Annotated in this window: 26 protein-coding genes; 16 read left to right on the top strand and 10 right to left on the bottom strand. The window is 67.5% G+C overall.

Annotated features, from left to right (window positions below):
* The first annotated feature begins 22 nt into the window (after nt 1-22).
* From NAV27_RS02605 to dxs, 4 genes are all read left to right on the top strand, one after another.
* Nucleotides 23-790 (top strand): sulfite exporter TauE/SafE family protein, encoded by a 768-nt coding sequence (locus tag NAV27_RS02605; protein ID WP_003290523.1) that lies wholly within the window; start codon nt 23-25, stop codon nt 788-790.
* Nucleotides 791-875: 85 nt separating this feature from the next.
* Nucleotides 876-1118 carry an exodeoxyribonuclease VII small subunit gene (locus NAV27_RS02600; RefSeq protein WP_003290524.1) on the top strand — a complete coding sequence of 81 codons (243 nt, stop codon included), beginning with the start codon at nt 876-878 and terminating at the stop codon, nt 1116-1118.
* Nucleotides 1115-2005: a polyprenyl synthetase family protein gene (locus NAV27_RS02595; RefSeq protein ID WP_180981402.1), complete on the top strand. Its 891-nt coding sequence runs from the start codon at nt 1115-1117 to the stop codon at nt 2003-2005. Before NAV27_RS02600 ends, NAV27_RS02595 begins: the two co-directional genes overlap by 4 nt.
* A 119-nt stretch (nt 2006-2124) precedes the next feature.
* Nucleotides 2125-4023, top strand: a complete 1899-nt coding sequence (gene dxs, locus NAV27_RS02590; RefSeq protein WP_102827839.1) for a 1-deoxy-D-xylulose-5-phosphate synthase — start codon at nt 2125-2127, stop codon at nt 4021-4023.
* Between the two features lie 172 nt (nt 4024-4195).
* Here dxs and NAV27_RS02585 read toward each other — a convergent pair whose 3' ends face one another.
* Nucleotides 4196-4702, bottom strand: coding sequence for a LabA-like NYN domain-containing protein (locus NAV27_RS02585; RefSeq protein ID WP_305128078.1), 507 nt, complete (start codon nt 4700-4702; stop codon nt 4196-4198).
* Between the two features lie 83 nt (nt 4703-4785).
* On the opposite strand from NAV27_RS02585, the gene NAV27_RS02580 reads away from it, so the two are divergent.
* A complete protein-coding gene (locus NAV27_RS02580; protein WP_102828259.1) occupies nt 4786-5466 on the top strand; it encodes a YciC family protein in 681 nt (226 codons plus the stop codon).
* Nucleotides 5467-5541: 75 nt separating this feature from the next.
* Nucleotides 5542-5970 carry a VOC family protein gene (locus NAV27_RS02575; protein WP_043297672.1) on the top strand — a complete coding sequence of 143 codons (429 nt, stop codon included), beginning with the start codon at nt 5542-5544 and terminating at the stop codon, nt 5968-5970.
* Nucleotides 5971-5987: 17 nt separating this feature from the next.
* Here NAV27_RS02575 and NAV27_RS02570 read toward each other — a convergent pair whose 3' ends face one another.
* Complete coding sequence (locus NAV27_RS02570) at nt 5988-6818, bottom strand: SDR family oxidoreductase (RefSeq protein ID WP_102827840.1); 831 nt, start codon at nt 6816-6818, stop codon at nt 5988-5990.
* A gap of 148 nt (nt 6819-6966) precedes the next feature.
* Between NAV27_RS02570 and NAV27_RS02565 the strand changes: the two genes are divergently transcribed.
* Complete coding sequence (locus NAV27_RS02565) at nt 6967-7752, top strand: substrate-binding periplasmic protein (RefSeq protein WP_102827841.1); 786 nt, start codon at nt 6967-6969, stop codon at nt 7750-7752.
* Here the strand turns inward: NAV27_RS02565 and hrpB are convergent.
* A complete protein-coding gene (gene hrpB / locus NAV27_RS02560) occupies nt 7721-10231 on the bottom strand; it encodes an ATP-dependent helicase HrpB (RefSeq protein WP_102827842.1) in 2511 nt (836 codons plus the stop codon). The two genes, NAV27_RS02565 and hrpB, sit on opposite strands and share 32 nt — an antisense overlap.
* 179 nt (nt 10232-10410) lie before the next feature.
* Between hrpB and pmcY the strand changes: the two genes are divergently transcribed.
* The 5 genes from pmcY to NAV27_RS02535 all read left to right on the top strand — a co-directional run bounded on the left by pmcY (nt 10411) and on the right by NAV27_RS02535 (nt 13354).
* On the top strand, nt 10411-10827 hold the full coding sequence (gene pmcY, locus NAV27_RS02555; protein ID WP_102827843.1) for a periplasmic Zn2+ metallochaperone PmcY: 417 nt from the start codon (nt 10411-10413) through the stop codon (nt 10825-10827).
* Nucleotides 10827-11735: a cation diffusion facilitator family transporter gene (locus tag NAV27_RS02550; protein ID WP_043297683.1), complete on the top strand. Its 909-nt coding sequence runs from the start codon at nt 10827-10829 to the stop codon at nt 11733-11735. The genes pmcY and NAV27_RS02550 overlap by 1 nt, the downstream gene beginning before the upstream one ends.
* 300 nt (nt 11736-12035) lie before the next feature.
* Entirely contained in the window at nt 12036-12515 is a 480-nt protein-coding gene (locus NAV27_RS02545; RefSeq protein ID WP_008569683.1) for an Lrp/AsnC family transcriptional regulator, read from the top strand.
* A 169-nt stretch (nt 12516-12684) separates the two neighbouring features.
* Nucleotides 12685-12888: a DUF2788 domain-containing protein gene (locus tag NAV27_RS02540; RefSeq protein ID WP_003290551.1), complete on the top strand. Its 204-nt coding sequence runs from the start codon at nt 12685-12687 to the stop codon at nt 12886-12888.
* 73 nt (nt 12889-12961) lie between these two features.
* Nucleotides 12962-13354: a globin gene (locus NAV27_RS02535; protein WP_043297686.1), complete on the top strand. Its 393-nt coding sequence runs from the start codon at nt 12962-12964 to the stop codon at nt 13352-13354.
* Between the two features lie 16 nt (nt 13355-13370).
* Here NAV27_RS02535 and NAV27_RS02530 read toward each other — a convergent pair whose 3' ends face one another.
* Complete coding sequence (locus NAV27_RS02530; protein WP_102827844.1) at nt 13371-14006, bottom strand: pseudouridine synthase; 636 nt, start codon at nt 14004-14006, stop codon at nt 13371-13373.
* A gap of 258 nt (nt 14007-14264) precedes the next feature.
* On the opposite strand from NAV27_RS02530, the gene mgtA reads away from it, so the two are divergent.
* A complete protein-coding gene (gene mgtA, locus NAV27_RS02525; protein ID WP_102827845.1) occupies nt 14265-16859 on the top strand; it encodes a magnesium-translocating P-type ATPase in 2595 nt (864 codons plus the stop codon).
* Between the two features lie 108 nt (nt 16860-16967).
* On the top strand, nt 16968-17516 hold the full coding sequence (locus tag NAV27_RS02520) for a GNAT family N-acetyltransferase (RefSeq protein WP_180981403.1): 549 nt from the start codon (nt 16968-16970) through the stop codon (nt 17514-17516).
* A gap of 15 nt (nt 17517-17531) precedes the next feature.
* Here NAV27_RS02520 and NAV27_RS02515 read toward each other — a convergent pair whose 3' ends face one another.
* Nucleotides 17532-17798 carry a DksA/TraR family C4-type zinc finger protein gene (locus NAV27_RS02515; protein WP_008569678.1) on the bottom strand — a complete coding sequence of 89 codons (267 nt, stop codon included), beginning with the start codon at nt 17796-17798 and terminating at the stop codon, nt 17532-17534.
* Nucleotides 17799-17971: 173 nt separating this feature from the next.
* On the opposite strand from NAV27_RS02515, the gene NAV27_RS02510 reads away from it, so the two are divergent.
* Nucleotides 17972-18694 carry a TorF family putative porin gene (locus tag NAV27_RS02510; RefSeq protein WP_102827847.1) on the top strand — a complete coding sequence of 241 codons (723 nt, stop codon included), beginning with the start codon at nt 17972-17974 and terminating at the stop codon, nt 18692-18694.
* Between the two features lie 7 nt (nt 18695-18701).
* Here the strand turns inward: NAV27_RS02510 and NAV27_RS02505 are convergent, their stop codons facing one another.
* A complete protein-coding gene (locus tag NAV27_RS02505) occupies nt 18702-19565 on the bottom strand; it encodes an isocitrate lyase/PEP mutase family protein (RefSeq protein ID WP_008569676.1) in 864 nt (287 codons plus the stop codon).
* A gap of 140 nt (nt 19566-19705) precedes the next feature.
* On the bottom strand, nt 19706-20572 hold the full coding sequence (locus NAV27_RS02500; RefSeq protein WP_102827848.1) for a DMT family transporter: 867 nt from the start codon (nt 20570-20572) through the stop codon (nt 19706-19708).
* A 201-nt stretch (nt 20573-20773) separates the two neighbouring features.
* Here NAV27_RS02500 and NAV27_RS02495 point away from each other — a divergent pair, with 201 nt between their 5' ends.
* Nucleotides 20774-21259: a GNAT family N-acetyltransferase gene (locus tag NAV27_RS02495; protein ID WP_008569674.1), complete on the top strand. Its 486-nt coding sequence runs from the start codon at nt 20774-20776 to the stop codon at nt 21257-21259.
* Nucleotides 21260-21265: 6 nt separating this feature from the next.
* On the opposite strand, the gene NAV27_RS02490 is transcribed toward NAV27_RS02495, so the two are convergent.
* The 3 genes from NAV27_RS02490 to scpC all read right to left on the bottom strand — a co-directional run bounded on the left by NAV27_RS02490 (nt 21266) and on the right by scpC (nt 24759).
* Nucleotides 21266-21508, bottom strand: a complete 243-nt coding sequence (locus NAV27_RS02490; protein ID WP_102827849.1) for a DUF2789 domain-containing protein — start codon at nt 21506-21508, stop codon at nt 21266-21268.
* Nucleotides 21509-21579: 71 nt separating this feature from the next.
* Nucleotides 21580-23052, bottom strand: a complete 1473-nt coding sequence (gene amn, locus NAV27_RS02485; protein ID WP_102827850.1) for an AMP nucleosidase — start codon at nt 23050-23052, stop codon at nt 21580-21582.
* 195 nt (nt 23053-23247) lie between these two features.
* Nucleotides 23248-24759: a succinyl-CoA:acetate CoA-transferase ScpC gene (gene scpC, locus NAV27_RS02480; protein ID WP_102828260.1), complete on the bottom strand. Its 1512-nt coding sequence runs from the start codon at nt 24757-24759 to the stop codon at nt 23248-23250.
* Nucleotides 24760-25005: the final 246 nt, after the last annotated feature.

The raw sequence follows: 25005 nt of genomic DNA, 5'->3' as shown, positions 1-25005 counted from the left end.
TTTTTGCCACGGACCCTGCCTCATGTCGATCCTCGAGATTCTGCTGCTGGTCGCCGCCGGTTTCGCCGCAGGCGGGATGAACGCACTGGCCGGCGGCGGCACCTTCTTCTCCTTCCCGGCGCTGCTGGCCATCGGCCTGCCGCCGGTGACCGCCAACGCCACCAATGCCGTGGCGCTCTGGCCCGCCAGCCTGGCCGGCGCCTGGGCGGCACGCGCAAGTCTGCGTCCGCTCGGTCGCTACCTGCTGCCACTGTTGCTGGCCGGTCTGGCCGGCGGCCTGCTCGGCGGCCTGCTGCTGCTGGCCGGTGGCGACGACGTGTTCAGCCTGCTGATCCCCTGGCTGCTGCTCGCCGCTACCGCGCTGTTCGCCGCCAGCCCGCGACTGAGCCGCTGGCTGGCCGCGCGGCGCAAGGAAAGCGCCGTGCCACCGCATTCGCCGCTGTCGCTCGGCGCACATAGCCTGGTGTCGATCTACGGCGGCTACTTCGGCGCCGGCATGGGCATCCTGCAGCTGGCGGCGTTCTCCATCGAGGGGCATGCGCTGGTGCGCGCCAACGCGCTGAAGAACCTGATCTCGGCGGTGATCTACAGCGTCGCCAGCCTGACCTTCATCTTCGCCGGGCGGGTCAGCTGGTTCGAACTGCTGATCCTGCTCGGCGGCGCGACGCTCGGCGGCTACGCCGGCGGTGCGCTGAGTCAGAAACTGCCGGCGAGCTGGCTGCGCGCGCTGGTGATCCTGGTCGGCAGCGGCATGACGCTTTACTACTTCTGGGCCACCTACCTCGCCTGAGCGGATACCGGCGAACGGGTGGCTGCGACAGGGCTTCTTTGCTAATGTCGCGCCCGTTTCCGACCCGCCGCCGACAGGTGCCCGCATGGCCCGCAAGAAAGCCGCCCTCGATTTCGAACAATCCCTCGCCGAACTGCAGCAACTGGTCGAACGCCTGGAAAGCGGCGAGCTGTCGCTGGAGGACTCGCTGACCTGCTTCGAACAGGGCATCGGCCTGACGCGCGACTGCCAGGCGGCGCTGAGCCAGGCCGAACAGAAGGTGCAGATCCTGCTCGAACGCGACGGCGCCCTGCAGGAAGCGCCCTTCGAGCCGGATACCCAGGCATGATCATCGGCGACTACCAGAAAGACTGTCAGCAACGCGTCGACAGCTGCCTCGAAGCGCTCTTCGCCCCCCCGCGCCCGCAGCTTGAACGCCTCTACCAGGCGATGCGCTACAGCGTGATGAACGGCGGCAAGCGCGTGCGTCCACTGTTGGTCTACGCCGCCTGCGAAGCGCTGCGCGGCGACCGCGCGACAGCCGATGGCGCCGCCTGCGCGGTCGAGCTGATCCACGCCTACTCGCTGGTGCACGACGACCTGCCGGCGATGGACGACGACGACCTGCGTCGCGGCCAGCCGACCACCCACAAAGCCTTCGACGAAGCCTGCGCGATTCTCGCCGGCGATGGCCTGCAGAGCCTGGCCTTCGAGGCGATGGCCGAGGAAAAGCACAATCCTGCCGATGCCGCGTTGCGCCTGCGCATGTTCGCCGTGCTGGCGCGTGCCGCAGGCCCGGCCGGCATGGTCGGCGGGCAGGCCATCGACCTCGGTTCGGTCGGGCTGAAACTCGATCGCGCCGCGCTGGAGCTGATGCACCGGCACAAGACCGGCGCGCTGATCGAAGCCAGCGTGCAGCTCGGCGCACTGGCCAGCGGCCATGCCGACGCCGACAGCCTCGGCGCGCTGAGCCACTACGCCCGGTCGATTGGCCTGGCATTCCAGGTGCAGGACGACATCCTCGATGTCGAGAGCGACACCGCCACACTCGGCAAACACCAGGGCGCCGACATCGCCCGCGACAAGCCGACCTACCCGGCGTTGCTCGGACTGGATGAGGCCAAGGCCTACGCCATCGAGCTGCGCGATCAGGCCCTGCATGCGCTGCGCCCCTTCGATATCGCCGCCGAACCGCTGCGCGAGCTGGCGCGTTTCATCGTCGAGCGCCGCAGCTGAAGCGTCCGGCCGCAGGCAGCGCGGCCGCGACGAAGCCCCACCGAGCGCGCGGCCGTTCTTATCGTCGCCCCCATCGGGTAAACTGCCGCTCTTTTTTCAACGACAAAACGATCCGCCTGATGCCCAAGACGTTCCATGAGATTCCTCGGGTGCGCCCTGCGACGCCCGTTCTTGACCGAGCGGCGACGCCCGAGCAGCTGCGCCGACTGGGCGAGGCGGAACTCGACGAGCTCGCCAACGAACTGCGCCAGGATCTGTTGTTCAGCGTCGGCCAGACAGGCGGCCACTTCGGCGCCGGCCTCGGCGTGATCGAGCTGACCATCGCGCTGCACTACGTCTTCGACACCCCTGACGACCGTCTGGTCTGGGATGTCGGCCATCAGGCCTACCCGCACAAGATCCTCACCGGGCGGCGCCAGCGTATGGGCACACTGCGCCAGAAGGACGGCCTGGCCGCCTTCCCGCGGCGCAGCGAGAGCGAATACGACACCTTCGGCGTCGGCCATTCCAGCACTTCGATCGGCGCCGCGCTGGGCATGGCGATCGCCGCCCGCCTCAAGGGTGAGAAGCGCAAGGCCATCGCGGTGATCGGCGACGGCGCGCTGACCGCCGGCATGGCCTTCGAGGCGCTCAACCACGCGCCGGAAGTCGGCGCCAACATGCTCGTCGTACTCAACGACAACGATATGTCGATCTCGCGCAACGTCGGCGGCATGTCCAACTACCTGGCCAAGATCCTCTCCAGTCGCACCTACGCGAGCATGCGCGAGGGCAGCAAGAAGGTGCTGTCGCGCCTGCCCGGCGCCTGGGAAATCGCCCGTCGCACGGAGGAGTACGCCAAGGGCATGCTGGTGCCTGGCACGCTGTTCGAGGAACTCGGCTGGAACTACATCGGCCCGATCGACGGCCACGACCTGCCGACGCTGATCGCCACCCTGCGCAACATGCGCGACCTCGATGGCCCACAGTTTCTCCACGTGGTCACCAAGAAAGGCAAGGGCTTCGCCCCGGCCGAGGCCGACCCGATCACCTGGCACGCAATCAGCAAGCTGGAGCCGGTGGGTGCGCCCGCCAAGCCGAAGCAGCCTTCCGGGCCGAAGTACTCCAACGTGTTCGGCCAGTGGCTGTGCGACATGGCCGCCGCCGACCCGCGCCTGACCGGCATCACCCCGGCGATGAAGGAAGGCTCCGACCTGGTGGCCTTCAGCGAACGCTACCCGGATCGCTACTTCGACGTCGCCATCGCCGAACAGCACGCCGTGACGCTCGCCGCCGGCATGGCCTGCGAGGGCATGAAGCCAGTGGTGGCGATCTATTCGACGTTCCTCCAGCGCGCCTATGACCAGCTGATCCACGACGTCGCAGTGCAGAATCTCGACGTGCTGTTCGCCATCGACCGCGCCGGTCTGGTCGGCGAAGACGGGCCGACCCACGCCGGCAGCTTCGATCTGTCCTACCTGCGCTGCATCCCCGGCATGCTGATCATGACGCCGAGCGACGAGAACGAGATGCGCCGCATGCTCACCACCGGCTATCTGTTCGAGGGCCCGGCAGCGGTGCGCTACCCGCGCGGCAGCGGGCCGAACGCGACCATCGAGCCGGGCCTGGCGCCGCTGGAAATTGGCAAGGGCGTGGTGCGCCGTCAGGGCGAACGCGTCGCTCTGCTGGTATTTGGCGTGCAGCTGCCCGAGGCGCTGCAGGTCGGTGAAGCGCTGGACGCCACCGTGGTCGACATGCGCTTCGTCAAGCCGCTGGACGAAGCCCTGTTGCGCGAACTGGCAAGCAGCCACGAGCTGCTGGTGACGGTCGAGGAGAACAGCATCATGGGCGGCGCCGGCAGTGCGGTTGCCGAATTCCTCGCGGCCGAGGCCATCGTCATGCCGCTGCTGCACCTCGGCCTGCCGGACAGCTACGTCGAACACGCCAAACCGAGCGAAATGCTCGCCGAATGCGGCCTGGATGCCGTCGGCATCGAAGCGGCCGTGCGCAAGCGCCTGGCAGCTCTCGGCGAAGCCTGACGGGCGTTGCGGTGGATGGAGAAAGCGCCATCCACCCTACGATCTCCGCGCCAGCCATGTAGGGTGGAAAACCGCGCAGCGTTTTCCACCGCGGCACGGTTCACCTGATAGGCAAATCACGCACCTTCCTGCATTGCCCCAGTGGATGGATGAAGCGTCATCCACCCTACATTCAGCCACGCAGCAGTAACTCGCCCTCGACCGGCACATAACGCGTCGCCGCGCGGATCAGCGACTGCGCCGTCAGCCCAGGCACGCCATAAGCAGTCGCTTCGCCGCCGCCGGCGCGCACGCGTTCGAGCAGCAGATCGAAATCGCCGTCACCGGAGGCCAGCACCACCTCGTCGACCCGCGCCGCGGCGTCCAACACGTCGATGGTGATGCCCACGTCCCAGTCGCCCTTGGCCGAGCCGTCGCTGCGCTGGATGTAGGGCTTGAGTTTCACCGTGAAACCGAGGTTACGCAGGATCTGCTGGAACTGCTGCTGGCGCGCATCACCGCGGTCGATGGCGTAGGCATAAGCCTCGACGATACGGCCATGCCGGCTGACGTCGGCCCACAGCGCGGCGTAGTCGAAGTGGCAGCCATAGGCCTGGCGTACCGTGTAGTAGAGGTTCTGCACATCGGCGAACAGGGCGATCTTCTTCACGCGGCGACTCGTTGGGTACGGGGCCGCCAGTATGGACGGCTACATCGCACATGTCCTGCCCGCGGCGCATCGGCTACAGTGGCGCCCCGATTTGCTGCTCAGCCTTCGATGCGATGAACGTTCTAGCCATCCTGCGTGACGCCTGGTTCTTCTATACCCGCCACTTCGGCGCGATCGTGCGCCTGTGCCTGCCGCTGATCCTGCTCGAGAGCGGCGCGCGGCTGGCGGTGGACCATTGGCTGGGCAAGGATTCGCTGCCGGCGCAGGAGCTGCTGGTGGGCATGCTGTTCTATCCGCTCTACACCGGCGCACTGATCCTTTTTCTCGACGCCCGCAGCCATGGCCATGCGCCCGGCCCGCGCGCCGTGCTGGCACGCGCGCTGCCGCTGTGGCCGGCGCTGGCAGTGCTCACCGGACTCGGCACGCTGCTGATCATGCTCGGCGCCTCGCTGTTCGTGCTGCCGGGCATCTGGGTGATGGTGAAGATCGCCTTCGCCGAATTCCTCCTGGTGCTGCGCGGGTTGTCGCCGCTGGCGGCGATCAAGGCGAGTTTCGCACTCACCCGCGGACGCTTCCTGCTGGTGCTCGGCTGTGTGCTGAGCGTGCTGCTGCCACTGTGGCTGATCGAGGCCTGGCTGGCCGGTGCGCTGGTCGGCGACGGTGCGGTCGAGCCGCTGCCGCGGCTGGCGCTCGATGCGCTGGTGGGCGTGCTGCAGCTGCTGCCGACCATCATGCTGTTCCGCTGCTTCATGCTCTGCAGCGATACGCCGGCTGGCGATCGCGGCCACATCTGACCGTTCGCCCGACGCCCCGGCAGCACCGCCGGGGCCTGCTAGGCTTGCTCCGTCACCCGCCATGTGAGCACCGCCATGACCGTAACCAACCCCAGCATCCTCTCGCACATCTCGCTCGGCACCGCGCAGTTCGACGCCGCGGTTGCGTTCTACGACCAGGTACTCGCCACGCTCGGCTGCAAGCGCATCCTCGAGCATCCCGGCGCGGTGGCCTGGGGCCGCGAATACCCGGAGTTCTGGATCCAGACACCGATCGACGGCGCCCCCGCCTCGGTGGGCAATGGCAGCCACGTCGGCTTCTTCGCTGCCGACCGGGCCACGGTGGATGCCTTCCATCGCGCCGCGCTCGCCGCCGGCGGCCGCGATGAAGGCGCCCCGGGGCCCCGCCAGGAGTATGGCGAACCCTATTACGGCTGCTTCGTACGCGACCTCGACGGCCACAAGATCGAGGCAACCTACTGGGACGAGGCCCTGATGCACAGCCTCTACGGCACGCCGGCCTAGCGGTGAGGCCGGGCCACTCAGCGCGCGCGCGAGCCGAGCAGGCGCGGCAACAACAGGCTCTGGTACAGACGCGGGAAACAGCGCGCCAGCAGTTGCGCCCGCCAGTCGAGGTTGGATAGCACCAGCAGCTTGCGACGCCGGAGCGCGCCGCGGTAAATCGCCTCGGCCACATCCTGCGGCGACGCCACCCGCCCCAGGGTCAGCACCGGCTGCGGCGCGGTGGAGCCGTCGCCGACCAGCACGTTCTTGCGCAGATCGGTGGCGGTGTAGCCCGGACAAACCAGCATCACGTTGACGTCGCTGCCCTGCAGTTCGCCGCGCAGGGTTTCGAACAGCCCGTGCAGTGCGTGCTTGCTGGCGTTGTAGGCGGCGCGGTCCGGCACCGGGGCGTACTGCGACAGCGAACTGAGCACGATGATCTGGCCACCACGGGCGAGCAGGCTCGGCAGCGCCGCCTGGGTGCAATGCAGCGCGCCGTAGAAGTTCACCGCCATGATCCGCTGGAACACCGTCAGGCTGGTGTCCGCCACGCGGCTGCGATGGGTGATGCCGGCGTTGTTGACCAGCACGTCGATGCCGCCGTAACGCTCGATGACCAGCGTCATCGCCTGCTGCACCGCCTCGCGGTCGCTGACATCGCAGCGCAGTCCCAGCGCCTGGGCGTTGTGATGATCGGCCAGATGCTGCACCAGACTGTCGAGCGCGACCTGATCGAGATCGAAGATCACCAGCCGCGCGCCCGCCTGCGCCATGCGCACCGCCAGCGCACGCCCGATGCCGGCGCAGCCGCCGGTAATCAGCACCACCTTGCGTTCGAGCACTCTGCTGGTGAAAACCTTGCGCCGCATAGGCGTCTCCTCGATCCGGCTCCTGCGCCTTGAGCATAGGCGCCGTGGGCGCGGCTTTCCTGCGCCAGTGACGTCCGGCGCATGGACAAACCCCGGCGGAGTGCGCATCCTGCTCCCCGCGACATACCACGGACGGCGTTTTTCATCCTTGAAAGTTTCTTTCCTGTTCATCGCCCTGCTGCTGGCCAGCCATTTCCCGGCGCATGCCGATGCGCTCGTGCAGCCGCGACTGATCGTCGGCTATGCCGAATTCGCCCCGGTGATCTACAGCGACGCCCAGCAGCGTGCCCGCGGGCCGATGGCTGACCTGACCCGCCGGGTCGCGCAGCGCGCCGGTTACCGTGCGCAGTTTCGCGCGTTACCCAGCGCCCGCCTGTACGCCGCGCTGCAGAACGGCAACATCGATATGTGGGTCGGCACCCCGGGCAAACCCGAGCTGGCGGCGCATACGCTGGAAAGCCGGCAGACGCTCGGGCATGCGCAGCTCAATCTCTACTTCCGCCCGGATACGCCGGCGCCGCGCCTTCCCGAGGGGCTGTCCGGGCAGGGGGTGATCGTCATCGGCGGCCACAGTTACTGGCCTGCCGTCACCCAGCTGCTGCACGACCCGGCGCTGAAGGTGCGTCTGCTGCGCACCAGCAATCACGAATCGGCCCTGCAGATGCTGCGTTACCGGCGCGCCGACTTCCTGCTCGATTACGGGCTGTCGATAGACCTGATGCGCGAGCGACTGCAGCTGGACGAACTGCCCTACGTGCCGATCGGCGCGACACCGATCCACTTCATCGTCTCGCGTCATACCCGCGACAGCGCGGCGGTACTGGCCGCCCTGGAAAAGGCCTATGCCGAACTGCGCGAGGCTGGCGAAGACGTCAGCGTGACCGGCGCGGCGAGTGCACCCGCTACTGCCCGCGTGGTTTTGCCCGCGCGGTAGGCTCGGCGATCAGCGGGTCGTCCGGCCAGTAGTGCTTGGGATAGCGCCCCTTGAGATCCTTCTTCACCTCGGCATAGGTGTTGGCCCAGAAGCTCGCCAGGTCCTGCGTCACCTGCACCGGGCGCCGCGCCGGCGACAGCAGGTGCAGCTTGACCGGCTGGCGGCCGCCGGCGATGCGCGGCGTCTCGGCCAGGCCGAACAGCTCCTGCAGCCGCACCGCCAGCACCGGCGGCCGCTCGCTGTAGTCCAGGCGGATACGCGAACCGGAGGGCACCGCAAGCGCCTGCGGCGCCTGCTCTTCCAGGCGCTGCGGCAACGGCCAGGGCAGCAGCGTGGCGAGCATGGCGGCGAGGTCGAGCTGGGCGAAGTGCGCCAGCCGCGACACCTTGCCCAGATAGGGCAGCAGCCAGTCTTCCAGCCGTGCGAGCAGCGCGGCATCGCTGACGTCCGGCCATTCGCTGTCGCCGTCGCGGTCCAGATCGAGCTGCCGCAGCAGCGCGATGCGCGCCTGCCACTGGCGCAGCTCGGGCGTCCACGGCAGCAGCTCCAGGCCCTTGCGCCGCACCAGGCCGAGCAGCGCCCGCCCACGCGCGTCGTCATCCAGCTGCGGCAGCGGCTCGCGGGCGAGCACCAGCTCACCAACGCGGCGCTGACGCTCGGCGCGCAGCACGCCCTCGCGCTCGTCCCACTCCAGTTCGTCGTGCAGGCTGACCTGCTCGGCGAGCACATCGTCGAACAGCGCCGGGTCGAGCGCGACGGCACGGTAGATGCGTTCCTCGCGCCGACCCTGATGACTGCCGAGTTCGGCGATCACCAGCCAGGGTTCCTTCATCAGCGCATCGGGCTCGTCGAACTGCGCCGCGCGGCCGTTGGCCAGGCGATAGGCACCGCCGCCTTCGCGGCGCTGGCGGGCGACGCGGTCGGGGTAGGCGAACGCCAGCAACGCGGCGATGGCCTGCGCCTCGCTCAGCGTGGCCGGCGCCGCTCCGCTGCCACGCAGCAAACCGCGGAACTGCCGGGCCAGCTGGCGCACGCGCTGCACGCTGGCGCCACGGCCGTCCTGCAGCTGATGCAGGCGCAGGGCAAGGTCGGCGCCGCCGCCACGCTGGGTATCGCGTTCGCTGAGCAGTGCGGCGATGTCCGCCGCCAGCGCCGCCTGTCCCAGCGCCTGGCCGCGCAGTAGCAAATGCGCCAGCCGTGGATGTACCGGCAGTTCGGCCATCGCCTGGCCGTGGCCGGTCAATTGCCAGCTGCCTTGCGGACCGTGGCGCAAAGCCCCGAGGCGCTCCAGCAGCGCCTGCGCCTGGGCGTAGGCGGCGGCCGGTGGCGCATCGAGCCAGACCAGTTCGTCCGGCTCGGCGCCCCAGCGCGCCAGCTGCAGGGCGATGCCTGCCAGATCAGCCTGAAGGATTTCCGCCTCGCCATAGGCCGCCAGCTGCGCGTGCTGCTCCTCGGACCACAGCCGGTAGCAGACGCCGGGTTCCAGGCGACCGGCGCGTCCGGCGCGCTGGGTCGCCGAGGCGCGCGCGATGCGCCGCGTCTCCAGGCGCGTCATGCCGCTGCCGGGGTCGAAGCGCGGCACCCGCGCCAGACCGGCGTCCACCACCACGCGCACGCCCTCGATGGTCAGGCTGGTCTCGGCGATATTGGTCGCCAGCACCACCTTGCGCTTGCCGGTCGGCGCCGGCTCGATCGCCGCGCGCTGGGCGGCCAGCTCCAGCTCGCCGTGCAGCGGGCAGAGCAGCAAGTCGCCGCGCTCGCCCAGTTGCTCGGCCAGCGCCTCGTTGACGCGGCGAATCTCCGCCTGGCCGGGGAGGAACACCAGCAGGCTGCCATGCTGCTCCTCCAGCGCTTGCAACACGGTCTGCACCACCCGCGCCTCGATGCGTTCGCCGGCCTGGTATGGGCGCCCCCAGCGCAACGTCACCGGATGCATGCGCCCCTCGCTGCGCACCACCGGCGCCTCGGCGAGCAGGCTGGAAAGCCGCGCGCCCTCCAGCGTGGCCGACATCAGCAGCAACTTGAGCGGCTCGTCGCGCAGCAGCACCCGCGCATTGAGCGTCAGCGCCAGCGCCAGATCGGCGTCCAGGCTGCGCTCGTGAAACTCGTCGAAGATCACCAGGCCGACGCCTTCCAGCGCCGGATCGTCCTGCAGGCGCCGCGCGAGAATGCCCTCGGTGACCACCTCGATGCGCGTTTGCGGCCCGACCTTGCTGTCCAGGCGGATGCGATAGCCAACGGTCTCGCCAACCCGCTCGCCCAGCTCGCTGGCCAGCCGCTCGGCTGCCGCGCGCGCGGCCAGACGCCGCGGTTCGAGCATGATGAGCTTCTGTCCGGCCAGCCACGGCTCGTCGAGCAGCGCCAGCGGCACACGGGTGGTCTTGCCGGCGCCCGGCGGTGCTTCGAGCACCGCTTCGTCGCGCTGTAGCAGGGCCTGGCGCAGCGCGGGCAGCGCTTCGTCGATGGGTAGCGGGGTCATGGGCGGCTCCATTCAAGGCGCACGATTGTAAGAGCAAACGGGCACGCACCGAACGGCTGCACGTAAGCGGCATTGCCGGGCACTCATCCTCGCGAACAGCGATGCCCGCGCGGCGGTCCGATATCAGGAAAACATCACGCAGCCCTTGTATAGTTGCGCCACTTTCTGCGGAGGTCCCCATGCGTACTCGTTCCCGCGTCATCGGCGGCCTGCTGGCCGTCTCCCTGCTGACCCAGCTGGCCGCCTGCGGCACGCTGTTCTATCCGGACCGTCGCGGCCAGATCGAGGGCCGCATCGATCCGGCGATTGCCGCACTGAACGCCATCGGCCTGCTGTTCTACGTGATTCCCGGGCTGATCGCCTTCGGCATCGATTTCGCCACCGGCGCCATCTACCTGCCCGAAGGCCAGTATTCGGTCGCGCCGAACAAGCTGCAGGATGCCCTCGGCGCCGACGGGCAGGTCGACCCGACGCGCCTCAAGGCCATCCTCGAACAAGAAATCGGCCGCAGCCTGCCGCTGGATGATCCGCGCCTGATCGAGCAGCACGGCAGCCACGAACAGCTCGCCACCTACGGCCTGCGGACTGCGGCCTGATGGCAGCGGGCAGCCGTAACATCAGCGCCGAGCATGCTCGCCTGCTACGCCGCGCCACCGGCGCCGCGCTGGCGGTGGCGCTGTTTTTGGCCGTGAGCAAAGCGGTGGCCTGGTGGTTGAGCGGTTCGGTGAGCCTGCTGGCGGGGCTGACCGACTCGCTGCTCGACGGCGCCGCCTCGCTGCTCAACCTGCTGGCGGTGCACTACTCGCTGCGTCCGGCCGACGACGATCACCGTTACGGCCACGGCAAGGCGGAGGCACTCGCCGGGCTCGGGCAGGCGGCGTTCATCGGCGTCAGTGCGCTGCTGGTTGGCGCCCAGGGCGTCGACCGCCTGCTGCATCCGCAACCGTTGGGCGCGCCGCTGCTGGGTATCGTGGTGATCGTCGTTTCGCTGGTGCTGACCGTGGCGCTGCTGGCCTATCAGCGGCATGTGGTGCGCGTCACCGGCTCGACGGCGATCCGCGCCGACTCGCTGCATTACCGTTCGGACCTGCTGCTCAACAGCAGCATCCTGCTGGCGCTGGTGCTGGCCAGCTACGGCTGGGAGCAGCTGGACGCCCTCTTCGGCATCGCCATTGCGTTCTACATCCTGTGGAGCGCGGCGAGCATCCTGCGCGAGGCCGGTGCGGTGCTGATGGACACCGAGGTATCCCCGGAGATCAGCGAAGACATGCACCGGCTGGTCTGCAGCGTGCCCGGCGTGCTCGGCTGCCACGACCTGCGCACGCGGGTTTCCGGCACGCGCTGGTTCGTCCAGTTGCATCTGGAGCTGCCCGGCGAGCTGTCGCTGTCGCGCGCGCATGCGCTGTGCGACGAGGTCGAGGCGATCATTCACCAACGCTACCCGCGCGCCGAAGTGCTGGTGCACGCCGATCCCCAGGAAGTGGTGAAGCCCGAGGCACGTTAGCGGGCAAAAAAAAGACCACGCCGAAGCGTGGTCTCTGATCATCTGGCGGGCCGATGGTAACGGCATCTTCATCCAGCGCCTTGTGGGCGGTGGGGTCCCGGACCGCTACGCTGGGTAAGCGCAGTGGGGATGTACCAGCCGGTTGACCGGTACCGTTACTGCCGGGAGCGGAAGTTGTGATCAGGTTACGCGCCCTGCCGCGAAAGATGTTTGCGAAGATTGCTCAAACAAACCCCACTTGCGCAATGATCGATAACTAGATCATCCTTTTTCGCAATCCATAATTTTGCGGCAGCAGAAATGAGCAAACTCGATCGTTACGACCTGCGCATCCTCGCCGAACTGCAGCACGACGCGCGCATCTCCAACCAGGACCTGGCCGAACGCATCGGCCTGTCGCCCTCGCCCTGTTCGCGACGGGTCAAGCAACTCGAGGACGACGGCTACATCGCCCGCCAGGTCGCCCTGCTCGACCGCAAGAAGCTCGGCCTGACGCTCACTGCCTACGTACTGATCGGCATGGATCGGCATACCCCGGAGCGCTTCGAGCACTTCGAAGGCGTGATCGGCAAGTGCCCGCAGGTGCTCGAATGCAGCCTGGTCACCGGGATGGATGCCGACTACCAGCTCAAAGTGGTGGTGCCGGACATGGAGCATTACCAGCAGTTCCTGCTCGGTACGCTGACGCGCATCGAAGGCGTGTCGAGTGTGCGTTCGAGCTTCGTGCTGCGCCAGGTGGCCTCCAGTACCGAACTGCCGCTGGAGCACCTGCGCGGCTGAGACGCCGCTCACGAACCCGCGCCCCACCGGCCGAGGCGATTGCGTATAATCCGCGCCGCCTTGCTATGCCCCGCACGCAATCCAATAAGAGCCCCGCTCGATAACTATCCGCCTGCCGCTGTCATAGCTCTCGTCGTCTGTTTTCAGACCTAGTCATGCGGAGGATTCGATGGATCCAGCTGTTTTCGAAGAATGGATGATGATCATCCTGGTCGGTGGCCTGGTGGCCTTCATGGCCTTCATCGTCTGGGATCTCGCAAAAAAATCGAAGGCCGGACGCTACGGCACGCTGGTGCTGTTCGGCGCGCTCGGGTTGGGCGTGCTCGGCTTCGTCATCAAGACCCTGGTGATCGGTAGCCTCGAAGGCATCTGATCGCCCTCCCCATCCGAACCTGCGGCCGCGTCATGCTGATGCGGTCCGGGTCGCTATTTGCCAAGGAAAAGCCATGAAACCCACTGATCGGGTTATGCAGAGCTATGGTCGCTGCTGCGCCAGCGCAAGCTTCTTCGATGACTTCTACGTCAACTTCCTCGCCAGCTCGCCGATGGTGCGCGAAAAGTTCGTGCAGACCGACATGGCCGCGCAGAAGCATCTGCTGCGTGCCGGCATCCTCAATCTGGTGCTGTTCGCCCGCGGCATGCCGGACACCAAGCTCAAGGCACTCGGCCAGAGCCATTCGCGCAGCGGCTTCGACATTCGTCCCGAGTTGTACGATCTCTGGCTGGCGGCGCTGCTGCGCACGGTCGGCGAGCACGACGAAGCGGCCGGCAAGGAAGACCTGCAAGCCTGGCGCGAGGTGCTGGGCAAGGGCATCGACGTGATCAAGTCCTACTACTGACGCCGCAGCCGGTGCGCTACAGCCGCGCCGGCACTTCCCGCCATTCGCCGGGCTGCAGCCCAGCGAGCGACCACGGTCCGATGCGCACGCGCACCAGTCGCAACGTCGGCAGCCCGACCGCCGCCGTCATGCGCCGCACCTGACGGTTGCGTCCCTCGCGGATCACCAGCTCCAGCCAGGCGGTCGGCACGCTCTTGCGAAAGCGCACTGGCGGGTTGCGCGGCCACAGCGCGGGTTCGTCCAGCCGCCGCGCCTCGGCCGGCAGCGTCAGGCCATCGTTCAGCTCGACGCCCCTGCGCAAACGTTCGAGTTGCTCTTCGCTCACCTCACCCTCCACCTGCACCCAGTAGGTCTTGGGCAATTTGTGCTTAGGATCGGCAATGCGCGCCTGCAGGCGGCCGTCGTTGGTCAGCAGCAGCAGGCCCTCGCTGTCGCGATCGAGGCGCCCGGCGGGATAGACGCCGGGCACATCGACGAAATCTTTCAGCGTCGCACGCCCATCGGCATCGGCGAACTGGGTCAGCACGTCGAATGGCTTGTTCAGCAGCAGCAGGCGCGGCTCGGCCGGCGGCGCCTTGGCGACACGGCGCGGCGCAAGCTGGCGGCTCGGCCGGACGGAACGGGAGGCAGGAGGGCGAGGTGGGCGTGACATGACCAATCGTCTCGATAGCGGCCGGCCATGCTAGAAGCCGCTGCCGATGGCTGCAAGAAAGACCCGCTCCCGGTGCCACGCAAGGTACGGTGCACACGCCCGTTCGCGGCGAAAACAGCGCCGCAAAGGTGTGCAACGCCCAATGGCGATCTAGCCTTGCAACAGCGCCTCGCGATGGGCGCCTGACCGACGTCAATGCCGCGCCCGCTGGCGCAGTCGACCATCGCTCTCTGCACGCGCGCCCCCAGGAGGCAAGGCATGCACGATGTGTTCAGCCGCTGGCGCTCTGGCAAGTCCCGCCCTGATGACTCCGCAGCCAGCCGGCCGGACTACTGGAGCCTGCCGCTCGATGCGCTCTACGCCAGCCTGAAGACCGCACCGGGCGGGCTCGCCAGTGACGATGCCGCGGCACGCCAGCCGTCGGTCACGCGCGCGTACCGGCCGAGCCTGGCGCGGCAGATCGGCGCCTCGCTGGTGCGCCAGCTGTCCAGCCCGCTGGTGCTGATCCTGCTGATCGGCGCAGTGGTGGCGCTGGTGGCGCACGACTGGCTGGACGCGCTGATCGTGCTGAGCATCGTGCTGGCCAGTGCGCTGGTCGGCAGCCTGCACGAAATCCGCTCGAACCGGGCGATCGAGCGTCTGCGCGAGCAGGTGGCCAGCCGCGCCGACGTCTGGCGCGACGGCCGTCTGCAGAACCTGCCGGCCAGCGAGGTCGTCCCAGGCGACATCGTCGAACTCTCCGCCGGCAGCCTGATCCCCGCCGACGGTCGTTTGATCGAGGCGCGCGATTGCTTCGTCAATCAGGCGCTGCTGACCGGCGAAACCTTCCCGGTCAACAAACAGGCCGGACAGGTGGAGGCCGCCGCCGGCCTCGCCCAGCGCGACAACTGTCTGTTCCGCGGCACCTCGCTGCGCAGCGGCACGGCACGTCTGCTGGCGGTGAACTGCGGCATGCACACCGAGCTGGGGCACATCGAGCGCTCGCTGGTGCTGCGCCCGCCGGAAACCGAATTCGAGCGCGGCCTGCGCCATTTCGGCGGGCTGCTGTTGCGAGTCATGCTGGTGATGATCACCGCGGTGCTCGGGCTCAACCTGTTCCTCGACCGCCCGCCGCTGGACACGCTGATGTTCGCCATCGCGCTGGCCGTCGGGCTGTCGCCCGAGCTGCTGCCGGCGATTCTCAGCGCGACCCTTTCGGCCGGCGCCCGGCGGATGGCCACGCGCGGGGTGATCGTGCGCCACCTCAACGCGATCGAGAACCTCGGCGCGATGGACACCCTGTGTACCGACAAGACCGGCACCCTGACCCGCGGTGTGGTGGCGCTCGACGGCGCGGTCGACGTCGACGGCCAGCCCAGCGCTGCGGTGCTGCGCCTGGCCTGGCTCAACGCCGCGCTGCAGACCGGGTTGCGCAATCCGCTGGACGAGGCGATCTGCGAGCATGTCCGCGAGCTGCCACAGGCGCCGGCCAGTGCCGACAAGCTGGACGAGGTGCCCTATGACTTCGCGCGCAAGCGCTTGAGCGTGCTGGTGCGCGAAGCCGGGCAGGCCGCGCCGCGGCTGATCTGCAAGGGCGCGCTGGAAACCATTCTGCAGGTGTCGCAGTCCGTGCAGCAGGGCGATGCCGTGCTGCCGCTGAGCGCACCGCTGCGCGCAGCGCTCGGCGAGCGTTTCGCCACCTGGAGCGCAGCCGGCTACCGCGTGCTGGGTGTCGCCTACCGCTGGCTCGAGCAGCCGGACTGCAGCACCGATGACGAGCAGGGCCTGACCTTCGCCGGTTTCCTGCTGTTCTTCGATCCGCCCGAGCCGGGCGTGCGCGAAGAGCTGGACGCACTGCGCGAGCTGGGCGTGGCGGTGAAGATCATCAGCGGCGACAACCGCCTGATCGCGCAGCAGGTCGCCGAGAGCGTCGGCATCCCGGTCGAGCGCGTCATCACCGGCAGCGAACTGGGGCAGATGCGCGACGAGGCGCTGATCAACCTGGCGCCACGCATCAGCCTGTTCGCCGAGGTCGATCCCAACCAGAAGGAGCGCATCATCCGCGCGCTGCAGAAGACCGGTCATGTGGTGGGCTTTCTCGGCGACGGGATCAACGACGCGCCGGCGCTGCACGCCGCGGATATCGGCATCTCCGTGGACACCGCGGTGGATGTGGCCAAGGAGGCCGCCGACTTCGTGCTGCTGCGCCACGAGCTGGCGCTGGTCCGCCAGGGCATCGATGAAGGCCGGCGCACCTTCGCCAACACGCTCAAGTACATCTACCTGACTACCAGCGCCAACTTCGGCAACATGATCAGCATGGCTGTGGCGTCGTTCTTCCTGCCGTTCCTGCCGCTGCTGGCCAAGCAGATCCTGCTGAACAATTTCCTCTCCGACATCCCGGCCATCGGCATCGCCGGCGACCGTGTCGATGCCGACTGGTCGCGCACGCCGCACCGCTGGGACATCGGCGAGGTGAGGCGCTTCATGATCCTGTTCGGGCTGATCAGCTCGGCGTTCGATCTGCTGACCTTCGGTGTGCTGCTGTATCTGGTCGGCGAGCAGCCGGAGCTGTTTCGCAGCGGCTGGTTCGTCGAATCGCTGATCACCGAGCTGGTGATCATCTTCGTGGTGCGCACGCACAAGCCGTTCTACCGCAGCCGGCCGGGCCGCTTCCTGCTGGTCAGTTCACTGCTCGTCGCCCTGCTCACCGTGCTGCTGCCCTATACGCCGGCGGGCGGCTGGTTCGCCCTGCAACCGCTGCCGGCCACGGTGCTTATCGCGGTGCTGCTGATCACGCTGCTGTATGCGGCCTGTTCGGAGTGGGCCAAGCAGCGCTTCTTCGCCCGGCTCAGCGGCTCCAGACAGCCGTGACGCCCCGTGCCCCGAGTGCCTTTCGGGGCGCGCGGGCGGCCGCGCCTTTTTCCGCATCACAACGCAGCGTGTCGCCATAGCTCAACCAATTGTCTGAGAGACTGGTCAATGTGTTCTCCGACCCACTTCCCCAAGGACTGCAACGTGCTGATACGCGACGCCCGTGAAACCGATCTGGAAGGCATCCTCTTCATCTACAACGACGCCGTACTGAACAGCACGGCGATCTGGAACGACACGCCGGCCGATCTGGCCAACCGCCAGGCCTGGCTCGCCGAACGCGAGGCGCAGGGGCATCCGGTGCTGGTGGCGCTGGACGATGCACAGCAGGTGGTCGGGTACGCCAGCTACGGCCCGTGGCGACCGCATGAAGGGTTTCGCCACACCGTCGAGCATTCGGTCTACGTGCGCGATGGCCAGCGCGGCGGCGGCATCGGTCGCGGCTTGATGCGCGAGCTGATCGAGCGCGCCCGCCGCGCCGGGCAGCACGTGATGGTCGGCGCCATCGAGAGCGAGAATCGCGCCTCGGTGCACATGCACCAGCAGCTGGGCTTCATCCATGTCGGGCAGATGCGTCAGGTCGGCTGCAAGTTCGGCCGCTGGCTGGACCTGACGCTCATGCAGCTGATCCTCGATACGGCCCGCCGCGCGCCGTGACCACGCGCCGCGCAATCAGCGCAGCTGGCTGTCCTTGCTGCCTCGACGGTTGTAGCCGCTGAAGGCGGCTTCCTGCTTGTCCGCCTCGGCCTGGCAGGCAATGCAAAGACGCACGCCGGGCACCGCCTGGCGGCGAGCCTCGGGAATCGCCACACCGCACTCCTCGCAATGTTTCAGGCTTTCGCCGCGCGCGAGCCTGCTGCGGGCGCGCTGCACCGCGTCGTCGATCGTACTGTCGATCTGCTCCTGGACGGCGCCGTCGCCGGCCCAACCTGTTGCCATGATCACCTCCCGCAGCGCCCGGTTGCTGCTCTGACTTTTTGACGCTTGCCCGGCGGTGGCGCTCGCCATCGGCACGACCGCCGGTCGATAGCGGCCGCGCGGCCGACGAATGGTGCCGCCGCCGCGGCGTCAGCGCCTATCCTGCGCCGGTTGGAAAATCTGCGTCAAAGCCCATGCATCGCTTCACTCCACTCCTCGCCGGCCTGCTGCTGATGGCGGGCTGCGCCGGTCAGCCAGGCACGCTCGAGCGCGACCTTGGCGCGTTCGAGCTCACGCTCGGCACCGAACCCGTGCGCAGCATGGCCCAGGGCCTGGTGCAGCCGGGCGCGAGCGGCGCGTTCCACGGCGGCCTCGACCTCAGCCACGCCAGCGGCCTGTATGTCGGTCAGTGGACGCCGAGCGTCGGCCTCAGCGAGGGCCGCCAGCTGGAGGTCAATTCCTACCTCGGCTATCTGCAGCACGCGGTGGACGGCCAGCTCGGCTACGAAGTCGGCCTGATGCGCTACAGCTTCCCCGAGAGCGACGACTGGGGGCGTCTGCAGTATTACGGCGGCCTCACGCTGGGCAGCCGCAGCCTCGGCGCGGCGCTGAACAGCACGGCCGAGCGCCGCGACAGCACGCTGTATCTCGATCTGGGCCGGGTGATGCCATTCGGTGTCGGGGTGCGCCTGAGCTACTCCAGCCATGCGCTGGCCACGCCACGCCGGTTCGCCGACGGTAGCGTCAGCCTGTTCAGCGACTGGTCGCTCAACCTGTCGCGACCCTGGCTCGGCCTGCAGTTCGATCTCTCCTACAGCGATTCGAATCTGGAGCGCACCGAGTGTGGCGCCTATTCCGGGCACAACCCGCGCTGCGACGGCCTGCTGACCCTGCGCGCCGAGCGCCGGCTGTTCTGAGCGCGGCTCATTCCTTGACCTGCATGTACTCCTCGGCCCAGACCACGTATTCGTCGGCGGTCGAGTACTTGACCGACAGCTGCGAGGCGTTGAGGTCCAGCGCATCGATCTGACGCTGCTCGCGCAGGCAGTCGTAGGTGGCCTTGATCGCGGCGAAGTAGGCGGCGTGGCCGTTGACCACGATGCGCACGCCAAGCGCGGCCAGGCGGGCGTTGTCACGCAGGTTGGGGTTGCCGTAGGTGACCAACATCAGCGGCCGGGTCAGCTGGCTGGCGATGCTTTGCAGGTGGTCGAAATCCTCGATGCCGACCAGGCAGATCGCGTCGGCGCCGGCCTTCTCGTAGGCCTGGGCGCGGGCAATCACTTCCTCGAAGCCGATCACGCCGGCGTTGGTGCGGGCGATGATGGCCATCTGCGGATCGATCCGCGCCTCCAGCGCCGCGCGAATCTTGCCGACCGCCTCGAACATGCCGATCAGGTCGGTGGACTTGCGGCCGAATTTCGCCGGCAGCAGGGTGTCCTCGATAGTCAGCGCGGAGATGCCGGCACGTTCCAGCTCGGTCACCGTGCGCATGACGTTGAGCGCGTTGCCGTAACCATGGTCGGCGTCGGCCAGCACCGGCAACTGGGCGACCCGGCAGATGCGCGTGGCCTGCTCGACGAACTCGCTGAGGGTGATGAGGTTGAAGTCCGGGGCAGCGAGCACCTGCAGCGACGCCACCGAGCCGCCGAGGATGCCCACCTCGAAGCCGAGGTCGGCGGCGATGCGCGCCGACATCGGATCGAACACTGAGGCGGTGTGGAAGCAGCGGTCAGCCGCGAGCAGCTGGCGGAAGTTCTTGCGCAGATCGTGGTGCGAGATTCGTAGCATTGTTGGTCACCTGGTCAAACAGCACGCAAAGGGGTCGGATTGCCCCTGTCGAAACACCTTGTTGGAAGCTGTCCGCGGGGTCAAACGACACATTCGCTGAACCCCGCGGAAAACCGCTCGCCGACGCCGCGAACGAGCGCTCAGGCCGGCACCCGCCGCCGTTGTACGTAGGCCATGCCCAGCCCGCTGGCGATGATGATCGCCATGCCCAGCAGCGCGCCGCCGTCCGGTGCATGGCCGAAGGCGAAGAAGCCGACGATGCCGGCGAAGACGATCTGTCCATAGGTGAACGGCGCCAGCATCGCGGCGCTGGCGTAGCGGAACGCCTGGGTCAGCAGCAGGTGGCCGAGCATCGCCATGCCGCCGAGCGCGGCCATCAGCACGGCGTCGTGCAGGGTCGGCGTGCGCCAGTTGAACAGCACCAGCCCGCTCAGCACCACGCAGCCGACCAGGCTGGTGAGGTAGTTGCTGGTGACCGGATGCTCCGTGCCGGCGAGGCGACGGGTCACCAGCTGGTAGAGCGTGAACGACAGTGCGGCACCAAGCGGCAGCAGCGCGGCCGGCGTGAACAGCGCCGAGCCCGGTCGCACGATGATCAGCACGCCGAGCAGGCCGAAGCCGAGGGCGATCCACTGGCTGCGGCCGATCCGCTCGCCGAGCAGCGCCGAGGCGATGGTGACCAGCACCGGCGTGAGGAAGATCACCGCGGTGGCCTCGGCCAGCGGGATGTAGTGCAGGCCGTTGATGAACAGCAGGCTGACGCCAACCAGGCTCAGCCCGCGCAGCAACTGCGCCCCGGGCCGCCGGGTGCGCAGCACGCGCGGCCCCATGCGCGGCACGAACAGCAGCGTCATCAGCACGGTCTGCGCGATGTAGCGCGCCCAGATCACCAAGAACACCGGGTACAGCCCGGACAGGTGCTTGGCCAGGCCGTCATGGCTGGCCAGCAGCAGGCCCGAGAGCAGAATCAGCAGAACCCCGTAGAGCGGGTGACGACCATCGTTCAAGGCAACTTCCGAACACCTGTTAGCAGGCTAAGCATTATGCCTGCCTCGACCTCCGCGCGCAGGCGGAATTCGACCGGCGCGCCGCTGGCGGTCGCCTGGCGGCCGAAACGCCGGACTTTTGCGCTATGATCGCGGCCTTTTGCCGGGCCGCACGGCGTTTCGCGGTGTTTGAGCGTAGTCGAGATGTATCAGTTGAGAGCGATGCAGGAGCGCGATATCCCTGCCGTCCTGGCGATCCAGGAAGAGTCTTATGCCGCCGCGGTGCTGGAGGACGAGGCGGTGATCCGTTCACGGCTGGCAGCCTGTCCGGAGCTGGCCTGGGTTGCCGAAGACGCCGAGGGCGTGTGCGCCTACCTGTTCGCCTACCAGTCGCGACTCGGCAGGATCACCCCGCTGGACGGTGAGTTCGAGCCGCACGCCGAGGCCGACTGTCTGTATCTGCACGACCTCGCCGTGGCGCGCCGCGCCGGCGGCCGCGGCATCGGCCCGGCGCTGGTGCGACGCAATCTGCAGCAGGCGCAGGCCGCCCGGCTGCGCTACTCGGCGCTGGTCTCGGTACAGGACTCCGCCGAATTCTGGTCGCGTCAGGGCTATCGCGCCCACGACGGGCTGGAACCGCAGCAGGCCGACAACCTCGCCAGCTACCCGATTCCGGCGCTGTACATGGTGCGCAACCTGCACCCTTGAGCGGCCTCAGACGCTGGCGCGGCGCAGTGCCAGGCTGAGCCGGTCGACCACCTCGGCCCAGTCGGCATCCTCGAGCAGCTCGTCACGCAGAAAAGCCGCCTGGGCGGGGTTCCAGAACGGCGCGTCGGCCAGGCCCACGCCCTCCGGCAACGGCGCGTGCGTGTCGATGAAGCGCCGGATCGAGGCGTCGTCGTTGGGCAGGCCCAACTGCTCGAACAGGTTGTGGAAGGCGTGGATCGACTGTTCCATGTGAACCTCCAATGGCTGAAGCGGGAATGCGACGATCTTCAGTATCGTCCATTCCCGCCCCGGCGCACGGTTCAGCGGAACGGCGGTTCGTCGAAGCTGCGCAGCTTGCGCGAATGCAGCGAGTGCTGCTGGCTGCGCAGCAGGTCCAGCGCGGTGATGCCGATCTTCAGGTGCTGGCTCACGGCACGCTCGTAGAACGCATTGGCCGAGCCGGGCAGCTTGATCTCGCTGTGCAGCGGTTTGTCCGACACGCACAGCAACGTGCCGTAGGGCACCCGCAGGCGATAGCCCTGTGCGGCGATGGTGCCGCTTTCCATGTCCACCGCCACCGCGCGCGACAGGTTGATCAGCGGCCGTTCCTGCGCCCAGCGCAGCTCCCAGTTGCGGTCGTCGTAGGTCAGCACGGTGCCGGTGCGCAGGCGTTTCTTCAGCGCCTCGCCCTTCTCGCCGGTGATCTGCGCCGCGGCTTCCTGCAGCGCCTGCTGCACCTCGGCCAGCGCCGGCAACGGAATGTGCGGCGGCAACACGCGATCGAGGATGCCGTCGCGGCGCATGTAGGCGTGCGCCAGCACGTAGTCGCCAATGGACTGCGACTGCCGCAGCCCGCCGCAGTGGCCGATCATCAGCCAGCAGTGCGGACGCAGCACGGCCAGGTGATCGGTGATGTTCTTGGCGTTGGACGGGCCGACACCGATGTTGATCAGGGTGACGCCGTGGCCGTCGTCGGCAATCAGGTGGTAGGCCGGCATCTGGTAACGGTGCCAGAGCACGCCGCCGATGATCGCCTGCGCCTCGCCCTCCTCCATGCCGCGCTCGATGACCACGTTGCCCGGCAGCACCATGCGCACGAAGCGGGTGTCGTCGCGCAGCATGTCGAGGCCGTGGCGGATGAACTGGTCGACGTAGCGGTGATAGTTGGTCAGCAGGATCCACGGTTGCACGTGGCGCCAGTGGCTGCCGGTGTAGTGCACCAGCCGGCGCAGGGAGAAATCCACCCGCGCGCCGTCGAACAGCGCCAGCGGATACGGATCGGCATGCTCCCAGTCGTAAAGGCCGTCGGCGATGTCGTCGGTCGCCGCCGACAGATCGGTGCTGGGAAACACCCGCGCCAGCTCGGCGGCGGTCACGCCGCTGCCGGCCAGCTCGTCGCCCTGCTCGATGACGTACGGATAGGGAATGTTGCGCTCGCTGATGCCGACCTCGATCTTGACGTTGAAGTCGTGCATCAACGGCCGCAGCTGGTCGAGCAGGTAGGCGCGGAACGCCGCCGGATGGGTCACGGTGACGCTGTAGACGCCCGGCGCCTGCACCTTGGCGTAGGCACGGGTGGAAGCCGGCACCTCGCCGTGGCATTCGTAGGTCAGACGCAGCTCCGGGTAGCGGAACAGATCGCGTTCTTCCGCACTCGGCTCGGTGCGGTCGGCGACATAGCGCTTGAGTGCCCGGTTGAGCGCAGCCGTGGCGCGCTGGTGAAGCTCGGCCAGGTGATCGACCGCGGCCTCGGCAGAGCTGGCGACGGTGAAACGCTGGGTATCGGGAGTCATGCGGCAAGGTCCTGTCTGTGCGAATGGCGGTATCTTGGCCGGAATCCTTTACGAATGTACATGCCGCACGACCGCCACGGCGCCTGCGCGCAGGCATAAAAAAACCGACGCCGGCTGCCCGGCATCGGTTTCTTCGAGGGTTCCGACGGCGCTCGAAAAGTCGGGCGACCGCCGGTCCCGTCACTCAGCTGACAATTACTTGTTCAGCTTCATGGTGCCGTGCTCGGCCAGGTGGGTGTGCCAGGAGAAGGCCTTCTCCAGCACGTGCGGGGTATGACCGCCGCGCACCTTGGCCTCTTCCAGGTAATCCAGCGCCTGCTGCTTGTAATCGGGATGCATGCAGTTGGCGATGATGCGCTGGGCGGCTTCAGCCGGAGCCAGGCCACGCAGATCGGCATAACCCTGCTCGGTGATGATCACGTCGACATCGTGGTTGGTGTGATCGACGTGAGTCACGAACGGTACGACCGACGAGACGTTGCCGTTCTTCGCGGTGGAGGCGGTCACGAAGATGGTGATGCGGGCGTTGCGGGCGAAGTCACCCGAGCCGCCGATACCGTTCATCATGTGGGTGCCGCTGACGTGGGTGGAGTTCACGTTGCCGTAGATGTCCACTTCCAGCGCGGTGTTGAAGGAAATGATGCCCAGACGACGGATGACTTCCGGATGGTTGGAGATTTCCTGCGGACGGAACACCACCTTGCCTGCGTACTTGGCCATGTCGGAAGCGAGGTTTTCCACGCGCTTCTTGGACAGGGAGAACGCGGTACCGGCAGCGAACTTCACCACACCGGCGTCGATCAGGTCGAACACGCCGTCCTGCAGCACTTCGGAGGCGACGACCAGGTCCTTGAACTCGGAGGTGCGCATGCCGTTCAGCACGGCGTTGGCCACGGAACCCACACCGGACTGCAGCGGCGCCAGGCTGTTGGTCAGACGGCCGGATTTCACTTCGGCGCGCAGGAAGTCCAGCAGGTTATCGGCGATCTTCTGGGTTTCTTCGTTCGGCTCGAACAGCGGCGATGGGATGTCCGGCTGACTGGACAGCACGATGCCGCGCACCTTGGCCGGATCGACCGGAATACCGACGGTGCCGATACGGGTGCTGACGTCGAATACCGGGATGGCTTCGCGAGTGTTCTCGCCGGCAGGCCCCGGGATGTAGATGTCGTGCATGCCTTCGTATTCACGCGGAGCGGAGGTGTTCAGCTCGATGATCACGTGCTTGGCGGTCTGGACGAAGATCGGCGAGTTGCCCACCGAACCGGTCGGGATGATCTGGCCGTCTTCGGTGATGGCAGCGGCTTCGATGATCGCGTAGTCGACCTGCGGCAGCACGCCCTGGCGGATCAGCTCGGCCATGTGCGACAGGTGCTGGTCGATGTAGAGGATCTCGCCGGCGTTGATCTTCTTGCGCTGCACCGGGTTGCCCTGGTACGGGATGCGCTTGTTGATGATGCCGGCCTCGGCCATGGCTTGGTCAGCCGCCGGCCCCATGGAAGCGCCGGTGAACAGGTTGACCTTGAACTTCTCGTTCTGGCCACGCGCGGACAGGGCGCGCGGGAATTCCTTGGGCTCACCGAACAGGGTGAAACCGCTCATACCCAGCGTCATGCCGTCTTCGATCCACGACGCGGCCTCTTCTGCCGAGACAACCTTATCGAGAAACGCCGCGTTGCGAATGTACTTGTTTAGATCCGTTGCCATGAATTCACCTCTGAAACTCATCGAATGCTCGTCCGTGAAGGCTCTGCATAGAATTAGCTAGTGCCTGACGAGGCATGGAGACGGCGGCTTCAAGTTCGGAGACAAAACGCCCATGTCTTTTGCCGCTCAATCCGTCGGAACCTCAAAAAATCATGCCGCGCTTGCAACCCCGTAGTGTAGTCGCTCGCTTTATTCTAGGGTCTTCAGCTCGTTTGGCTGTTATACGAAGGTACTAGCAGGCCTACG

Origin of the sequence: Stutzerimonas degradans (assembly GCF_024448505.1) — a bacterium.
Taxonomy (GTDB): Bacteria; Pseudomonadota; Gammaproteobacteria; order Pseudomonadales; family Pseudomonadaceae; genus Stutzerimonas; species Stutzerimonas degradans.
Note: the sequence above shows the minus strand (reverse complement) of the source record. Positions and strands in the feature narration are given on the sequence as shown.

What these genes read in the sequence shown, in the direction of transcription:
- NAV27_RS02605 (WP_003290523.1), top strand. Translation starts at nt 23, where the DNA reads ATGTCGATCCTCGAGATTCTGCTGCTGGTCGCCGCCGGTTTCGCCGCA.
- NAV27_RS02600 (WP_003290524.1), top strand. Translation starts at nt 876, where the DNA reads ATGGCCCGCAAGAAAGCCGCCCTCGATTTCGAACAATCCCTCGCCGAA.
- NAV27_RS02595 (WP_180981402.1), top strand. Translation starts at nt 1,115, where the DNA reads ATGATCATCGGCGACTACCAGAAAGACTGTCAGCAACGCGTCGACAGC.
- dxs (WP_102827839.1), top strand. Translation starts at nt 2,125, where the DNA reads ATGCCCAAGACGTTCCATGAGATTCCTCGGGTGCGCCCTGCGACGCCC.
- NAV27_RS02580 (WP_102828259.1), top strand. Translation starts at nt 4,786, where the DNA reads ATGAACGTTCTAGCCATCCTGCGTGACGCCTGGTTCTTCTATACCCGC.
- NAV27_RS02575 (WP_043297672.1), top strand. Translation starts at nt 5,542, where the DNA reads ATGACCGTAACCAACCCCAGCATCCTCTCGCACATCTCGCTCGGCACC.
- NAV27_RS02570 (WP_102827840.1), bottom strand. Translation starts at nt 6,818, where the DNA reads ATGCGGCGCAAGGTTTTCACCAGCAGAGTGCTCGAACGCAAGGTGGTG.
- hrpB (WP_102827842.1), bottom strand. Translation starts at nt 10,231, where the DNA reads ATGACCCCGCTACCCATCGACGAAGCGCTGCCCGCGCTGCGCCAGGCC.
- pmcY (WP_102827843.1), top strand. Translation starts at nt 10,411, where the DNA reads ATGCGTACTCGTTCCCGCGTCATCGGCGGCCTGCTGGCCGTCTCCCTG.
- NAV27_RS02550 (WP_043297683.1), top strand. Translation starts at nt 10,827, where the DNA reads ATGGCAGCGGGCAGCCGTAACATCAGCGCCGAGCATGCTCGCCTGCTA.
- NAV27_RS02545 (WP_008569683.1), top strand. Translation starts at nt 12,036, where the DNA reads ATGAGCAAACTCGATCGTTACGACCTGCGCATCCTCGCCGAACTGCAG.
- NAV27_RS02540 (WP_003290551.1), top strand. Translation starts at nt 12,685, where the DNA reads ATGGATCCAGCTGTTTTCGAAGAATGGATGATGATCATCCTGGTCGGT.
- NAV27_RS02535 (WP_043297686.1), top strand. Translation starts at nt 12,962, where the DNA reads ATGAAACCCACTGATCGGGTTATGCAGAGCTATGGTCGCTGCTGCGCC.
- NAV27_RS02530 (WP_102827844.1), bottom strand. Translation starts at nt 14,006, where the DNA reads ATGTCACGCCCACCTCGCCCTCCTGCCTCCCGTTCCGTCCGGCCGAGC.
- mgtA (WP_102827845.1), top strand. Translation starts at nt 14,265, where the DNA reads ATGCACGATGTGTTCAGCCGCTGGCGCTCTGGCAAGTCCCGCCCTGAT.
- NAV27_RS02520 (WP_180981403.1), top strand. Translation starts at nt 16,968, where the DNA reads ATGTGTTCTCCGACCCACTTCCCCAAGGACTGCAACGTGCTGATACGC.
- NAV27_RS02515 (WP_008569678.1), bottom strand. Translation starts at nt 17,798, where the DNA reads ATGGCAACAGGTTGGGCCGGCGACGGCGCCGTCCAGGAGCAGATCGAC.
- NAV27_RS02510 (WP_102827847.1), top strand. Translation starts at nt 17,972, where the DNA reads ATGCATCGCTTCACTCCACTCCTCGCCGGCCTGCTGCTGATGGCGGGC.
- NAV27_RS02505 (WP_008569676.1), bottom strand. Translation starts at nt 19,565, where the DNA reads ATGCTACGAATCTCGCACCACGATCTGCGCAAGAACTTCCGCCAGCTG.
- NAV27_RS02495 (WP_008569674.1), top strand. Translation starts at nt 20,774, where the DNA reads ATGCAGGAGCGCGATATCCCTGCCGTCCTGGCGATCCAGGAAGAGTCT.
- NAV27_RS02490 (WP_102827849.1), bottom strand. Translation starts at nt 21,508, where the DNA reads ATGGAACAGTCGATCCACGCCTTCCACAACCTGTTCGAGCAGTTGGGC.
- amn (WP_102827850.1), bottom strand. Translation starts at nt 23,052, where the DNA reads ATGACTCCCGATACCCAGCGTTTCACCGTCGCCAGCTCTGCCGAGGCC.
- scpC (WP_102828260.1), bottom strand. Translation starts at nt 24,759, where the DNA reads ATGGCAACGGATCTAAACAAGTACATTCGCAACGCGGCGTTTCTCGAT.